The sequence below is a fragment of the Neorhizobium galegae genome (assembly GCF_017877135.1).
Taxonomy (GTDB): Bacteria; Pseudomonadota; Alphaproteobacteria; order Rhizobiales; family Rhizobiaceae; genus Neorhizobium; species Neorhizobium galegae_A.
The window spans coordinates 399,570-413,974 of sequence record NZ_JAGIPH010000003.1 but is presented as its reverse complement, the minus strand read 5'-3'; the positions used below and the strand labels follow the sequence as shown (position 1 = coordinate 413,974).

11 protein-coding genes are annotated in these 14,405 nt (G+C 62.7%); 6 read left to right on the top strand and 5 right to left on the bottom strand.

The window, feature by feature from the left end; translation table 11 throughout:
• Positions 1 to 85 precede the first annotated feature (85 nt).
• From trpD to J2858_RS12200, 5 genes are read left to right on the top strand one after another with little or no spacing between them, the layout of a single operon-like run.
• Entirely contained in the window at positions 86 to 1,102 is a 1,017-nt protein-coding gene (trpD, locus tag J2858_RS12220) for an anthranilate phosphoribosyltransferase (protein ID WP_210105077.1), read from the top strand.
• 6 nt (positions 1,103 to 1,108) lie between these two features.
• On the top strand, positions 1,109 to 1,924 hold the full coding sequence (trpC, locus tag J2858_RS12215) for an indole-3-glycerol phosphate synthase TrpC (protein WP_210105076.1): 816 nt from the start codon (positions 1,109 to 1,111) through the stop codon (positions 1,922 to 1,924).
• Positions 1,921 to 2,424, top strand: coding sequence for a cyclic pyranopterin monophosphate synthase MoaC (gene moaC, locus J2858_RS12210; protein ID WP_210105075.1), 504 nt, complete (start codon positions 1,921 to 1,923; stop codon positions 2,422 to 2,424). The genes trpC and moaC overlap by 4 nt, the downstream gene beginning before the upstream one ends.
• Complete coding sequence (locus J2858_RS12205; RefSeq protein WP_210105074.1) at positions 2,421 to 3,644, top strand: molybdopterin molybdotransferase MoeA; 1,224 nt, start codon at positions 2,421 to 2,423, stop codon at positions 3,642 to 3,644. Before moaC ends, J2858_RS12205 begins: the two co-directional genes overlap by 4 nt.
• A 58-nt stretch (positions 3,645 to 3,702) precedes the next feature.
• Positions 3,703 to 5,181 (top strand): cryptochrome/photolyase family protein, encoded by a 1,479-nt coding sequence (locus J2858_RS12200; RefSeq protein ID WP_210105073.1) that lies wholly within the window; start codon positions 3,703 to 3,705, stop codon positions 5,179 to 5,181.
• Positions 5,182 to 5,286: 105 nt separating this feature from the next.
• On the opposite strand, the gene J2858_RS12195 is transcribed toward J2858_RS12200, so the two are convergent.
• The 4 genes from J2858_RS12195 to J2858_RS12180 all read right to left on the bottom strand — a co-directional run bounded on the left by J2858_RS12195 (position 5,287) and on the right by J2858_RS12180 (position 9,423).
• On the bottom strand, positions 5,287 to 6,924 hold the full coding sequence (locus J2858_RS12195; protein WP_348635481.1) for a CTP synthase: 1,638 nt from the start codon (positions 6,922 to 6,924) through the stop codon (positions 5,287 to 5,289).
• A 127-nt stretch (positions 6,925 to 7,051) separates the two neighbouring features.
• On the bottom strand, positions 7,052 to 7,450 hold the full coding sequence (gene secG, locus J2858_RS12190; RefSeq protein WP_210105071.1) for a preprotein translocase subunit SecG: 399 nt from the start codon (positions 7,448 to 7,450) through the stop codon (positions 7,052 to 7,054).
• Positions 7,451 to 7,582: 132 nt separating this feature from the next.
• Positions 7,583 to 8,353 carry a triose-phosphate isomerase gene (gene tpiA / locus J2858_RS12185; protein WP_210105070.1) on the bottom strand — a complete coding sequence of 257 codons (771 nt, stop codon included), beginning with the start codon at positions 8,351 to 8,353 and terminating at the stop codon, positions 7,583 to 7,585.
• Between the two features lie 149 nt (positions 8,354 to 8,502).
• Positions 8,503 to 9,423, bottom strand: a complete 921-nt coding sequence (locus tag J2858_RS12180) for an alpha/beta hydrolase (RefSeq protein WP_210105069.1) — start codon at positions 9,421 to 9,423, stop codon at positions 8,503 to 8,505.
• A 211-nt stretch (positions 9,424 to 9,634) separates the two neighbouring features.
• Here J2858_RS12180 and parE point away from each other — a divergent pair, with 211 nt between their 5' ends.
• Positions 9,635 to 11,731 carry a DNA topoisomerase IV subunit B gene (gene parE, locus J2858_RS12175; RefSeq protein WP_210105068.1) on the top strand — a complete coding sequence of 699 codons (2,097 nt, stop codon included), beginning with the start codon at positions 9,635 to 9,637 and terminating at the stop codon, positions 11,729 to 11,731.
• A gap of 97 nt (positions 11,732 to 11,828) precedes the next feature.
• Here the strand turns inward: parE and J2858_RS12170 are convergent, their stop codons facing one another.
• On the bottom strand, positions 11,829 to 14,387 hold the full coding sequence (locus J2858_RS12170; protein WP_210105067.1) for an HWE histidine kinase domain-containing protein: 2,559 nt from the start codon (positions 14,385 to 14,387) through the stop codon (positions 11,829 to 11,831).
• Positions 14,388 to 14,405 lie beyond the last annotated feature (18 nt).

Genomic DNA, 14,405 nt, shown 5'->3' with positions numbered 1-14,405 from the left:
CGGACAGGATTGAAGACATTGCATCGGGCCTGCCGAAACCGGTCGCCGGTTTCGGGGGCCGATGCACCGGGGGAGAGCAAGACGCATGCCCGAACTGAAACCCTTCATTGCCAAGGTGGCGAACGGCCAGGCGCTGTCGCGCGATGAAGCGCGCCTTGCCTTCGACATTCTGATGTCGGGCGAAGCGACGCCCTCGCAGATCGGCGGCTTCCTGATGGCGCTGCGGGTCCGCGGCGAAACCGTGGACGAAATTTCCGGCGCCGTGTCGACCATGCGCGCCAAAATGCTGCCGGTCAAAACCTCGAGTGCCGTGATGGACATCGTCGGAACCGGCGGCGACGGGCTCGGCACCTACAATATCTCGACGCTCGCGGCGCTGATCGTCGCAAGCTGCGGCGTGGCTGTCGGCAAGCATGGCAATCGGGCCCTGAGCTCGAAATCAGGCACCGCCGATGCACTGACCGCATTGGGCGTCAAGCTCGATATTCCGCCGGATCTGATTGCGCGCTGCATCGATCAGGCCGGCATCGGTTTCATGTTCGCGCAGGTTCATCACGCCGCCATGCGTCATGTCGGTCCAAGCCGGGTCGAGCTCGGCACGCGCACCATCTTCAACCTGCTTGGCCCCCTTTCCAATCCGGCGGGAGCACGCAGGCAACTGCTCGGCGTCTTTTCGCCGCGCTGGGTGCAGCCGATTGCCGAGGTGATGCGGGATCTGGGGTCGGAGACGGTCTGGGTCGTGCATGGGGATGGCATGGATGAGATCACCACCACCGGTGTTACGCAGGTCAGCGCGCTGGAAAACGGTACCATCCGCAGTTTCGAACTCACGCCGGAAGATTTCGGTGTCGCCCGCGCCAGCCTTGACGATCTGAAGGGTGGCGATGGCGAGGTCAATGCCAAGGCGTTGAGAGATGTGCTGTCTGGTGCCCGAAATGCCTATCGCGACATTGCGCTCTGCAATGCCGCTGCGTCACTGGTGATTGCCGGCAAGGCGGGCGATCTGCGCGAAGGCATGGCGATTGCAGCGCGGGCGCTGGACGGTGGCCACACGGCGAAAGTGCTCGATACGCTTGTCGCCGTCTCCAACGAACCTATGTGAGGTCTCATGAGCGATATCCTGAGAAAGATCGAAGCCTACAAGCGCGAGGAAATCGCCGCTGCCAAGGCTCGTGTGCCGCTTGCCGACATGAAGGCGATGGCTGCCGACCAGTCGGCTCCCCGCGGCTTCTACAAGGCGCTGAAGGCGCGCCAGCAGGCCGGCACCTTCGGGCTGATCGCCGAAATCAAGAAGGCTAGTCCGTCGAAGGGCCTCATCCGCCCGGATTTCGATCCGCCGGCGCTGGCCGGCGCCTACGAGGCCGGCGGCGCGGCCTGCCTGTCTGTCCTGACGGACGCTCCGAGCTTTCAAGGCGCGCCGGAATTTCTCACCGCTGCACGCGCGGCGTGCGCGCTGCCAGCGCTGCGCAAGGATTTCATGTTCGACACCTACCAGGTGCACGAGGCGCGTGCCTGGGGTGGCGATTGCATTCTGCTGATCATGGCCTCGCTCTCCGATGACGAGGCGCGCCGGCTGGAGGACGAGGCCCTGGCGCTCGGCATGGACGTGCTGATCGAAGTGCATGACGCGCCGGAAATGGAGCGGGCGCTGAAGCTGTCGTCGCCGCTGGTCGGCATCAACAACCGCAATCTGCGCACCTTCGAGGTGAGCCTGACGGTCAGCGAGGCGCTCGCCGCCATGGTGCCGGCGGACCGGCTGCTGGTCGGCGAAAGCGGCATTTTCACCCATGACGACTGCAAGCGTCTGCAAAAGGTCGGCATCACCACCTTCCTCGTCGGCGAAAGCCTGATGCGGCAGGACGACGTGACGTCGGCCACGCGTGCTCTCTTGTCCGGAACGAGTGCCGCACAGGCAGCGGAATGACGGAGAACGAACCCCGTCTCACCCATCTCGGCGCCTCCGGCGAAGCCCATATGGTGGATGTCGGCGACAAGGTGGAGACCGTGCGCATCGCTCTTGCCGAAGGGTTCGTGCGCATGCAGCCGCAAACGCTGGCGCTCATTCGCGACGGCAATGCCAGGAAGGGCGATGTAATCGGCACAGCGCGGCTTGCCGGCATCATGGCCGCCAAGCAGACGGCAAATCTCATTCCGCTCTGCCATCCGCTGATGCTGACCAAGGTGACGGTGGAGATTACCGAAGACGAGGAGCTTCCGGGCCTTCGGGTTCAGGCATCCGCAAAGCTCACCGGCAAGACCGGTGTCGAGATGGAGGCGCTGACAGCTGTCTCCATCGCCTGCCTCACCATCTACGACATGGCAAAGGCCGCCGACAAGGGCATGCAGATCGGCGGCATCCAGCTTGTCGAAAAGCGCGGTGGCAAATCCGGGGATTGGCGCCGGCCCGACGAGGCAAGCGCATGACTGCAAGCCTGCTGCCGGTGTCCGAGGCCCTGACGCGCCTGCTTTCCCGCGCAACGCCGGTCGATGCCGCCGAGCAGGTGCCGCTGCGTGAGGCTTCCGGCCGTGTTCTGTCTGCCGATGTCGCTGCCCGTCTCACCCAGCCGCCGTTTCATTCCTCGGCCATGGATGGCTATGCGCTCCGGGCGGAAGATGCGCCCGCCGTCGGCGCCGAGTTTTCTGTTATCGGCGAATCTGCCGCGGGCCATGGCTTTGCCGGCTCTGTCGGTAAGGGCGAGGCGGTACGGATTTTTACGGGCGCGCCGGTGCCGGAGGGTGCCGATACCGTGCTGATCCAGGAGGATGCGGAGCGCCTCGACGGCAACCGTATCCGCACGACGTTTGCGGTCGCCAAAGGCCGCCATATTCGCCCGCGCGGTCAGGATTTTGCCGAAGGCGACGTCGTGCTTGTCGCCGGAACACGCCTGGATGCGGCCCGTCTGACAGTGGCCGCCGCCATGAACCACAAGGCGCTTGCCGTCTATCGCCGCCCGCGTGTCGCCATCATCGCCACCGGCGATGAACTGGTATCGCCGGGCGAGGTGCCGCAACCGTCGCAGATCATCGCCTCCAATACATTCGGCATTTCAGCCCTTATCGAGGCGGCTGGCGGCGAGGTTTTGGATCTCGGCATCGTGCCGGATCGCGCGCCCGTTATCGAGGCGGCCATTCGCCGTGCCGTCGATGAGGGTGCCGATGTGCTGGTGACGCTCGGTGGTGCCTCCGTGGGCGATCATGATCTGGTGCAGAAGGCGCTTGTGGCGCAGGGCATGGAGCTTGATTTCTGGCGCATCGCCATGCGCCCCGGCAAACCGCTGATGGTGGGATCGCTCGGAGCCATGCAGGTTCTTGGGTTGCCGGGCAATCCGGTCGCAAGCCTTGTCTGCGGCCTGCTCTTCCTTGAGCCGCTGGTTGCAAAGCTTGCCCACCGAACCCTTGAAAACCGCAGGGGCGATGCCGTCGCCGCGGTGCCGCTTTCAGCCAATGACCAACGCCAGGATTATCTGCGGGCAACGCTCTCGCGCGATCACGAGGGGCGTCTGATGGCAACGCCTTTTGCCAAGCAGGATTCTTCGATGATGAAGATCTTTGCCGATTCCGATTGCCTGATCGTGCGCCCCCCGCATGCACCCGACCTGCCGGCCGGCGCTCCCTGCCCGATCCTGCTGCTGCGCCCGTTCTGACTTGTCGCCCGCGATGATCCGTTCGGCGTCTTCAGCCGTATCATCCGGCAAAGACACGATGATTACGGAGTTCACGGTGCCTGATGAAACCCACTCGCCCATCCTTGTCTGGTTCCGCAAGGATCTGCGTCTGGATGACAATGGCGCGCTGCTGAGCGCTGTCGCAACGGGCCGACCGATTGTCTGCGTCTATGTGCGCGAGCCGGAGCATGAGGCCGTCGGGCCTCTGGGAGCGGCCCAGCGCTGGTGGCTGCACCATGCACTTCAGGAACTCCACAAGGCGCTTCAGGCCCATGGCAACCGGCTTGTTCTCAAAACGGGCAAGGCACGCGATGTGCTTTTGGCTCTTGCCGATGAAACCGGGGCCAAGGCCGTCTATCTCAACCGACTCTACGAGCGTGACGAGATCGACGCCGAGATCCTGAAGGCCCTGCATGAGGACGGGCTTGAGGTGAAGCGCTTCAAGGGCCAGCTTCTGCACGATCCGCATACCATGCGCACCGGATCCGGCGGTCCCTACCGCGTCTATACGCCCTTCTGGAAGGCGCTGGAGGCGGATGGTGAGCCGCGCGAACCGGCCGATGCGCCAGAGACCCTACCCGCTCCTGCCCGGTTTCCGTCGTCCGAGGAACTTGCCGACTGGCATCTTCTGCCGACGCGCCCGAACTGGGCAAAGGAGTTCGAAACGCTCTGGACGCCGGGGGAAGCGGGCGCCCTCGAAAAGCTCGAAAAGTTCATCGAGCGGCCGATCCACAGCTACAAGGCGGATCGCGATCTTCCCGGTCTCACCGGGTCGACGTCGCATCTGTCAGCGCATCTCGCTTTTGGCGAAATTTCGCCGGCGCGCATCTGGCATGCGACGCGCGGGCTGCACTCTTCCGATCATGTCATCCATTTCCGCAAGGAACTGGTCTGGCGCGAATTCTGCCATCACCTGCTGGCAGCGTTTCCAAAGCTTCGTACCGACAACTGGAATGATCGCTTCGACGCCTTTCCCTGGACGGAGAACGACAAGGCGTTCGAAGCCTGGACAAAGGGGATGACCGGCTATCCGATCGTCGATGCCGGCATGCGCGAACTCTGGCGCCACGGCTATATGCACAACCGCGTGCGCATGATCACAGCCTCCTTCCTGATCAAGGACCTGATGATCGACTGGCGGCGCGGTGAAGCCTGGTTCCGCGACACACTCGTCGATGCCGATGTCGCCTCCAATGCCGCCAACTGGCAATGGGTGGCAGGCTCCGGTGCCGATGCCTCGCCCTTTTTCCGCGTCTTCAACCCGATCCTTCAGGGTGAAAAATTCGATGCCGAGGGTGATTACATCAAACGGTTCGTGCCGGAACTTTCACGTCTGCCGAAGAAATACATCCACCGCCCCTTCGAGGCGCCCGTGGAGGTGCTGCAGAAGGCCGGCGTGACACTCGGGGAAACCTATCCGAAACCGGTGGTCAATCATTTCGAAGCGCGCGACCGGGCGCTGTCAGCCTATGCCGAAGTAACCGGAAAAAGCGCACAGGCCGATCCCCGCGATTAAACGGATGGTGGCCTGCCTGGGGGAAACCAGAAAGCCATACGAAAAAATCCCCCTCCGTCGCCGGAGAGGGGTTTTTGTCTGTCGAGCAGGAGCGGCGAGAGGCCGTCAGACGAGGCGGTTCTGTTCCAGCGCCGCTTCGATGAAGCTCGAGAACAGCGGATGCGGATCAAGCGGCCGGCTCTTCAGTTCCGGGTGATACTGCACGCCGATGAACCACGGGTGATCGGGATATTCGATCGTCTCCGGCAGAAGGCCGTCCGGCGACATGCCGGAGAAGACGAGGCCGCAGTTTTCCAAACGGTCCTTGTAGTCGACGTTCACCTCGTAGCGGTGACGATGGCGTTCGGAAATATCCGTCGAGCCATAGATCTCGGCGATCTTCGTTTCGCGCTTCAGCGAGGCCTTGTAGGCGCCAAGCCGCATGGTGCCGCCAAGATCGCCGGCGGCCGAGCGCTTCTGCAACTCGTTGCCCTTCACCCATTCGGTCATCAGGCCGACGACCGGCTGTTTCGAGGGACCGAACTCGGTGGAAGACGCTTCCTCGATGCCGGCGAGGTTTCGGGCCGCTTCCAGCACGGCCATCTGCATGCCGAAGCAGATGCCGAAATAGGGCACCTTGCGCTCGCGGGCAAACTTTGCCGCATTGATCTTGCCCTGCGCGCCGCGCTCGCCAAAGCCGCCGGGCACCAGGATGCCATTGACCTTTTCGAGGTACGGTGCGGGATCTTCCTTTTCAAAAATCTCCGACTCGATCCATTCGAGCTTCACCTTCACCTGGTTGGCAATGCCGCCGTGGTAAAGTGCCTCGATCAGCGATTTGTAGGCGTCTTTCAGGCCGGTATATTTGCCGACGATGGCAATCGTCACTTCACCTTCCGGATTGCGGATGCGGTTGCTGACGGTTTCCCAGGCGTCGAGGCGCGGCTTCGGCGCCGGTTCGATGCCGAAGGCGGCCAGCACTTCCGAATCGAGGCCTTCCTTGTGGTAGGCCATCGGCACGTCGTAGATATTGGCAACATCGAGCGCCTGAATGACGGCGGAGGGGCGCACGTTGCAGAACAGCGAAAGCTTGCGACGCTCGGCCTCGGGGATCTCCCGGTCGGCACGCACCAGCAGGATATCGGGTGCAATGCCGAGCGCCTGCAACTCCTTCACCGAATGCTGGGTCGGCTTGGTCTTCAACTCGCCGGCGGCCGGAATATACGGCATCAGGGTGAGATGGAGATAGACGGCGGCGCCACGCGGCAGTTCATTGCCGAGCTGGCGGATCGCCTCGACGAAAGGCATGGCCTCGATGTCGCCGACCGTGCCGCCAATTTCGCAGATGACGAAATCATACTCGTCATTGCCTTCGACAATGAAGTCCTTGATTTCGTTCGTGACGTGCGGGATCACCTGGACGGTTGCGCCGAGATAGTCGCCGCGCCGTTCCTTGTCGATGATGTTCTTGTAGATCCGGCCGGTGGTGATGTTGTCGGTCTTGGTCGCCGAACGGCCCGTAAAGCGTTCGTAGTGACCGAGATCGAGATCCGTCTCGGCACCGTCGTCGGTCACGAAGACCTCGCCGTGCTGGGTCGGGCTCATCGTGCCTGGATCGACGTTGAGATAAGGGTCGAGCTTACGCAAACGAACCCGGTAACCGCGGGCCTGTAACAGGGCTCCGAGGGCTGCGGCCGCAATTCCTTTTCCGAGGGAAGAAACCACGCCGCCTGTGATGAATACATATCGCGCCATGGGAGTCACCGGATACCTTTTAACGATCGATTCCACCAGCCCAAAATTCGCATGGGTTGATTAAAGCTGTTGAAATCTGAACAAAAGAAAACCGGCAGGCTTTCGGCCTGCCGGCAGTTTGAAACGTCGAACGGCCTTACTGGCCGGTCGGAACCGCCTTCGGATCGGCCGGTGCCGGCTGTGCAGGTGCCTGAGCGCCGGCTGCTGCGGGGGCCGTGCCGTTGTTGGTAGGCTGGCCGCCGAGCGAATCGAGAATGCCGTTGCCCTGGCCCTGCTGGGCGGCGGGGATCCGGTCGAGAATATCGGTCGGACGCCGCTCGTAGCGGCCCATGATGCCGAGCCCGAGCGAGGTGGCGAAGAAGAGGGCCGCCAGAATGGCGGTCGTGCGGGTCAGCGCATTGGCCGTGCCGCGGGCCGACATGAAGCCGGAGCCGCCGCCGATGCCAAGGCCACCGCCCTCGGAGCGCTGAATCAGCACAACGCCGACGAGCGCCAGCACGATCATGAGATGGATAACGATCAATACGGTCTGCATATCAGTCCAGTCCTGCGCGCCGTCTGGGCGGCATCCATGAAGGGTTCGGCATCAATGGTTTGGCCGGCTCTTTACCCGAGCCGGTCCGGTATTCCAAGGGGCAAGTGCACGGCTTTGGCGTTTTGCGCCGATTTATGCCGTCAGGGCCTCGTAGACGCTGTAGATGGCGAGAAAGTCGGAGGCTTTCAAGCTCGCTCCACCGATCAGCGCTCCATCGACATTCTTGACCGACATCAGGTCCGCCGCATTGCCGGGCTTGACCGAGCCGCCATAGAGAATGCGCATTTTCCGGCCCTCGGCGCCAAAGCGGGCCACGAGCTCGGCACGCATGAAGGCATGTGCCTTTTCCACGTCGTCCAGCGTCGGCGTCAGGCCGGTGCCGATCGCCCAGACGGGTTCGTAGGCAATGACGGTGTTGTCGGCGGTAGCGCTGTCAGAGAGCGAACCGGCAAGCTGCCGCTTGAGGATTTCGAGCGTCTGGCCGGCCTTGCGTTCGTCGGCTGTCTCGCCGATGCAGACGATCGCCACCAGATCGGTGGCATAGGCAGCTTGCGCCTTCGCGCGCACCAGATGATCGGTTTCGGCATGATCGCTGCGGCGTTCCGAATGGCCGACGATGACATGCGTTCCGAAGCAGTCGGCAATCATCTCGGCCGACAGATCGCCGGTATGGGCGCCGGACTGGTCCTGATGGCAATCCTGGGCGCCGATCATCAGGGGGCTGTCGGTGCAAAGGGCGGTGGCGACATACAGCAGCGTGGCCGGGGGGCAGATCAGCGCATCGACCTTTTCCGAGAGGGGACCCTGCACGCCTTCAGCCATTGCTTTGATCTGGTCCAGAGAGGACCGCGTGCCATTCATCTTCCAGTTTCCCGCCACCAGCGGGCGAACATCCGGCGTCATCGTGCTTTCAATCCCTTCATCTCCCGGCCATCCAAACAAGAACGGCCCCCTCATCTTTGTGATCGGGGCTTTTTAGAACGTTCCGGCGGCAATTGGTATGTAAAATCTCCGCTTTGGTTCAGAAGCGTGGTTAAAAGCGGCCGGACGGCTCATCGCGGAGCGAAACTGCCGCCCGTCAGCATGAAATTGAGGATTTCGCGCCAGTCGCTCATGCGCACCGGCGTGCCGTGGCCGCCCGTTTCGAACAGACGGAAGACGACCGGGTATTTTTTCGCGCGCATTTTCTCAAACAGGCCGATCTGGTCTTCTGCCTTGTAGACCTTGTCGGCGCTGCCATGGGCGAAATAGACAGGGATCTTCAGCTTGGCGGCGGGCGTCGTCAGAAAACCCGGATCCGGCGGGCCACCCATGATCACCAGCCCTTTCAGATAGCGCACGGCTTCCTTGTCACGGCTGACGCTCTGGCAGATGAAGCCGCCCATCGAGGCGCAGGCGAGGATCACCGGCCGCCCCGCCGACAGTTCGAAGACATGGCGGACAAGCGCTGCAACATCGGCGGCACCATTCGGATCGAAGCTCTTGATGCTCGGCGCATAGTAGCTGCCACCGTTCAGCACCGCCAAATTCTTCAGGCGGTTGAAATTGCCGCCGAAGGAATAATCGTTGGCGCCGAGCCTGCGATCCCCTCCCCGGCCATGGATGAAGATGACCGTGAAGGCGGCATCCTGCAGCGGGCCGACGCGCATCACTTCGAGCGGACTGCCGGAGAGGTTCAGCGTTTCGTTGACCTGGTCCTTGCGCACGCTGGTATCGACATAGGCCGATTTCACCCGCCGTTCCGGTTCCTCGTCGCGGGCATTGATATCGCGCTGTTCCTGATAATCGATCACCTGCAAAGCGCCGCCGTCACGGCTTTCCAGCACACGGTTCTGCGAAAAAAGCGCGTCCTTGAACGGCTTGATCGGCTCCTCGGCACGCGCGATCGCCGGAGAAAGGAGGAGAGTTGCCGCCAGCGCCAACCGCTGCAGGCCAAGCTTGACGGGGCGGTTGTAAAAATGATCTGTGGACATGCCGCTTCCAATGCCTTTACCGCCGGACGTCCGGCTTGCCAACAGGCTCGCGGCGGCGCAAACCCGGATCTGACCCATGCCTTGATGCGCGGGCATCGCGAAACGGCCGGTTATCTGGCACACTCGCGGGCGATTCGATAGCCACCCAGACGCGGGACTTGCCCATCGAGAGCCCACCGCCGCTTGCTCAAAGGCCATATAGACGGACCCCATGGACGATACCACCGATCTCTTCGCCAGCCTTCCGACCTCAAGCCGCGACAGCGCCAAGACGTCTGAAGCAGCGCCGGCGCCAGCCAGCAGCGCCGGGCCTGTCACCCCCGCGCCCCCGGCGCCCGAACCCTCCCGGTCTCCGCGTGCCGCCCCGGTTGCTGCCGGATCGGACAGCTATGACGCGTCCTCCATTCGCGTGCTCGAAGGGCTTGAGCCCGTGCGCATGCGCCCCGGCATGTATATCGGCGGCACCGACGAAAAGGCGATGCATCACCTGTTCGCCGAGGTGATCGACAACTCCATGGACGAGGCCGTCGCCGGCCACGCCAACTTTATCGAAGTGCATCTCGATGCCGAAGGATTTTTGACCGTCAGCGACAACGGGCGCGGCATTCCGGTGGAAAATCATCCGCAGGTGCCCGGCAAGTCGACGCTCGAAGTGATCATGACCAAGCTGCATGCCGGCGGCAAGTTCGACGGCAAGGCCTACGAGACCTCGGGCGGCCTGCACGGCGTTGGCGTCTCCGTCGTCAATGCTTTGTCGGATCTTCTCGAGGTGGAGGTGGCGCGCAACCGCAAACTCTATCGCCAGCGCTTTTCCCGCGGCGTGCCGCAGGGCGGTCTGGAAGAACTGGGCGACGTGCACAACCGGCGCGGTACGCGCGTGCGCTTCCATCCCGATCCGCAGATCTTTGGCGACCACGCCAAATTCGATGCCGGCCGCATTTTCCGCATGGCGCGCTCAAAGGCCTATCTGTTCGGCGGCGTGGAAATCCGCTGGAGCTGCGATCCGGGCCTGGTCGTCGCCGGCGGCGATATTCCCGACAAGGCGGTGTTCCACTTCCCCGGCGGCCTCAAGGATTATCTGGCCGCAACGCTCGGCAAGGATTTCACCGTCACCCGCGAGATCTTTGCCGGCCGCACGGAAAAGACCGGCGGCCATGGCGCCATGGAATGGGCGATCACTTGGTATGGCGGCGATCCGCTGATCCATTCCTACTGCAACACCATTCCGACGCCGGAGGGCGGCACGCACGAGGCTGGCCTGCGCATCGCGCTCACCAAGGGCCTCAAGAACTACGCCGAACTGACGCAGAACAAGCGCGCCGCCCAGATCACCACCGACGACGTGATGATTTCGGCCGTGGGCATGCTCTCCGTCTTCATCCGCGAACCGGAATTCGTCGGCCAGACGAAGGACAAGCTCGCCACCGTCGAGGCACAGCGCATCGTGGAAAACGCGCTGCGCGATCCCTTCGATCATTATCTCGCCGGCAATCCGGCGGAAGCGGCAAAGCTGCTCGACTGGGTGATCGAGCGGGCGGAGGAGCGTCTGCGCCGGCGCAAGGAAAAGGAAGTCAACCGCAAGACGGCGGTGCGCAAGCTGCGCCTGCCGGGGAAGCTTGCCGACTGCTCGCAGAATACGGCCGAAGGCGCCGAGCTTTTCATCGTCGAAGGTGATTCGGCCGGTGGCTCCGCCAAGCAGGCGCGCAACCGCGCCAACCAGGCGATCCTGCCGTTGCGCGGGAAAATCCTCAACGTCGGCAGCGCCAGCCGCGAAAAGCTCTCCGCCAACCAGCAGATCGCCGATCTCATCCAGGCGCTCGGCTGCGGCACGCGGACCAAATATCGCGACGAGGATCTGCGCTACGAGCGCATCATCATCATGACGGACGCCGACGTCGACGGCGCCCATATTGCCTCGCTGCTGATCACGTTCTTTTATCAGGAAATGCCCGAGCTCATCCGCGGCAATCACCTCTATCTCGCGGTGCCGCCGCTCTACGTCATCCGCCAGGGCGCCAAGATCGTTTACGCCCGCGACGACCGGCACCGCGCCGAACTGATGGAAACCGAGTTCAAGGGCAAGAAGGTCGAGATCGGACGCTTCAAAGGCCTTGGCGAAATGATGCCGGCGCAGCTCAAGGAAACCACCATGGATCCGGCCAAGCGCACGCTTTTGCGTGTCGCCATCGATGATGTGGATTTCGAGGGCACCCGCGAGGCGGTCGACAACCTGATGGGCACCAAGGCGGACGCCCGCTTCCGGTTCATCCAGGAGCGTGCAGCCTTCGCCGACAATCTTGATATCTGACTGAGAATTCAGTCCAGTTTTGACCGTCAAGGTAGCGCCCGCAGGTCCATTGGATCTGCGGGCGTTTCCATGTCCAGGTAACGAACCCGCGGCGTTGTCAGTTCTGCGGCACCGGCTCGCGTGCCGCCAGCACGCGGATGACGGCGCCGATAAGGGCTGTTGCCTCATAGGGCTTGCGTACCACGGGCGCATCAAAGCTTGCCGGGATCACCGACTGGTCGCTGTAGCCTGTGGCAAAGATGAAGGGCACGTCGCGGCGCACCAGCTCCTCCGCAATCGGCAATGACGTGCCCGATCCGAGATTGACGTCGAGGATTGCCACATGCGGCGTAAAACTCTTTAACTGGCGAAGCGCTTCGGCAGCGGACGGGGCGGTCGTCACCTTGCTGATGCCGTGGTCGAGCAGAAGCGTCTCGACATCGGCGGCTACCAGCATCTGATCTTCCACCAGAAGAAGTTCCAGATCGCCCAGCAGGGCTGCGATTTCGCTTGCCGACGCGGCATCGAGCTCCACCTCCTGATCCACGGTCGGCCCGTCCGATCCGTGAATATGCTTGGCCGGGATCAGGAAATGCGCGTGAAGGCCGGAGGGGCGGTAATCGACCCGGCTTTCGCCGCCGAGCTCGTAAGGGATGCTGCGTTCGATGAGAACCGTGCCGAAGCCGGCGCGCTTGGGGGCATGGACCAGCGGACCACCCTCTTCCGCCCAGTTGAGCCCATAGCTGCCGTCCTCGTTGCGGCTCCAGGTGATGTCGAGCCGGCCGCCATTGGCCGAGAGCGCGCCGTATTTTGCCGCATTCGTCGACATCTCGTGAAGGACGAGGGCCATGACGGAAAATCCGCGGCTGTCCAACCAGACATGCGGACCTCTCAGAGAAACCTGCCTATCACCGTCGCGATAGGGTTTCAGCTCCGCCTCCAGCAGGTCTTTCAGCGCGCCGCCATCGCCGCCGCGCACCACCTGGTCATGGGCAAACGCCAGTGCCTGGATGCGGCCCTTCAATGTTGCTACGTAATCGCTGATCAGCCGACCTTCCTGGACCGGGTGGCCGACAAGAGCCTTGATGACGGCAAGGATGTTCTTGACGCGGTGGTTCAACTCCTCGTTCAGCATGCGCTGGCGTACATCCGCCTTGCCGCGCTCATCGGCCAGAAGCTCGTTATGGTGCAGCACCACTTCGACCAGCACCGAGCGGATAGCTTCGGCAATTTCGCGCTCGCTTTCGGTCCAGCGCTGGGATTTCAGGTGAACGGTTTCCTTCCACAAGGCAAAGCTCTTGCGCGGCGTCAGGCGGTCGCCCATCGGGCCGGTTGTGTAGGATTTGTCGGGGTTTCCGGCCCAATCCAGCATCTGCACCAGTTCCCGGCGGAAAAAGAACAGATAGTCGCGCGGCCGTTGCGAGAGCGGAATGGCCAGCAAGCCGCTGACATCCGACGCATAGTCTATCGCCTGCGGCAGGTGCAGGGACAGTTGGTCGGTTCCCCAGATCCGCCCGCCGGACACGGAGGCGACGAAATCGCCAAGTCCGGCAATGGCATCCTGCGGCGGCACCGCGCCGTGTCCGGTCCAGATGCCGTCCAGCCACAGGCCGATGCCGTCGCAGGGCATGATTTTCGAAAACTCGTTGAGGGACTGGCGCAGGAAGCCGGCCACTTCAACCGTATGCGATGCCGATTGCAAAAACCGGTCGAGCGATTTGCGGGCGTTGTTGGCCGTGTCGAGGATCTGCTTCTGTTTCAGCGCGCTCAGATGCAGTGAAAAGAATTCGCCGAACATTTCCGCAGCGATCCGTTGCGACATGGCAAGGGATTTCGGCGCATAATGATGGCAGGCGATCAGGCCCCACAATTCCCCATCGATGATGACAGAAATCGACATGGAAGCGGCAACGCCCATGTTGCGCAGATATTCGCAGTGGATGGGCGAGACCGAGCGCAGATGGGCAAAGGAAAGGTCCAGCGGGGCCGCGGTGTCGTCGAGTTCCGGCAGTACCGGCACGCGTGTGCCGCTCGCATCCGAAATGATGCGGATGGTGTTTTTAAGATAAAGGGTACGTGCCTGCTTCGGGATATCGCTTGCCGGAAAATACTGTCCCTTGAAGCTTTCCAGATCCCGGCGTTTGTATTCGCTCACCACCTTGCCGGCGCCGTCATGCTCGAACCGGTAGATCATCACCCGGTCATAGCCGAGCATGGCAAAGACGAGCCGCGCCGATTTCTCGACCAGTTCGTCAATCCCGCTGATCGCACGGATGCGGCTGATCAACATGCGGGCGTTTTCCAGCGGCTGATCGGAATGGGCACTGGCCGGCTCGAATTCGATGATGGCCATGTCGTTCAACCGATGCACCGAAACATCGAAGGCGCCGGCGGGAAGCGGCACCGCCATGCGCAGCGCCGGCCGCGCCGGGTCGTCTGTCGTGGCAAGCGCATTGCGCAGCGTATGGGCCACCTCGTCTCCCACCACCTCGTCCAGGCGCGCGCCGTTGATGACGCCGGTGAGGCCCAGCATCGCCGGCAGGTTGGCGGAGTGACGCAGCACGGTTCCCCCCGACATGTCGGTGACAAGAAGACAGCCATAGGGCTGGATGCTGCCCGGCGTATGAATCGGCTCACGGTCGCAATTCGTCAGGTCGACCTGAGAGTTATGGGGCATAGAGAAGTTCCTTGGGCG

Coding starts and splice junctions, on each gene's coding strand:
- parE (WP_210105068.1), top strand. CDS start 9,635: ATGGACGATACCACCGATCTCTTCGCCAGCCTTCCGACCTCAAGCCGC.
- tpiA (WP_210105070.1), bottom strand. CDS start 8,353: ATGACGCCGGATGTTCGCCCGCTGGTGGCGGGAAACTGGAAGATGAAT.
- J2858_RS12180 (WP_210105069.1), bottom strand. CDS start 9,423: ATGTCCACAGATCATTTTTACAACCGCCCCGTCAAGCTTGGCCTGCAG.
- trpD (WP_210105077.1), top strand. CDS start 86: ATGCCCGAACTGAAACCCTTCATTGCCAAGGTGGCGAACGGCCAGGCG.
- moaC (WP_210105075.1), top strand. CDS start 1,921: ATGACGGAGAACGAACCCCGTCTCACCCATCTCGGCGCCTCCGGCGAA.
- trpC (WP_210105076.1), top strand. CDS start 1,109: ATGAGCGATATCCTGAGAAAGATCGAAGCCTACAAGCGCGAGGAAATC.
- J2858_RS12200 (WP_210105073.1), top strand. CDS start 3,703: ATGATTACGGAGTTCACGGTGCCTGATGAAACCCACTCGCCCATCCTT.
- J2858_RS12170 (WP_210105067.1), bottom strand. CDS start 14,387: ATGCCCCATAACTCTCAGGTCGACCTGACGAATTGCGACCGTGAGCCG.
- secG (WP_210105071.1), bottom strand. CDS start 7,450: ATGCAGACCGTATTGATCGTTATCCATCTCATGATCGTGCTGGCGCTC.
- J2858_RS12205 (WP_210105074.1), top strand. CDS start 2,421: ATGACTGCAAGCCTGCTGCCGGTGTCCGAGGCCCTGACGCGCCTGCTT.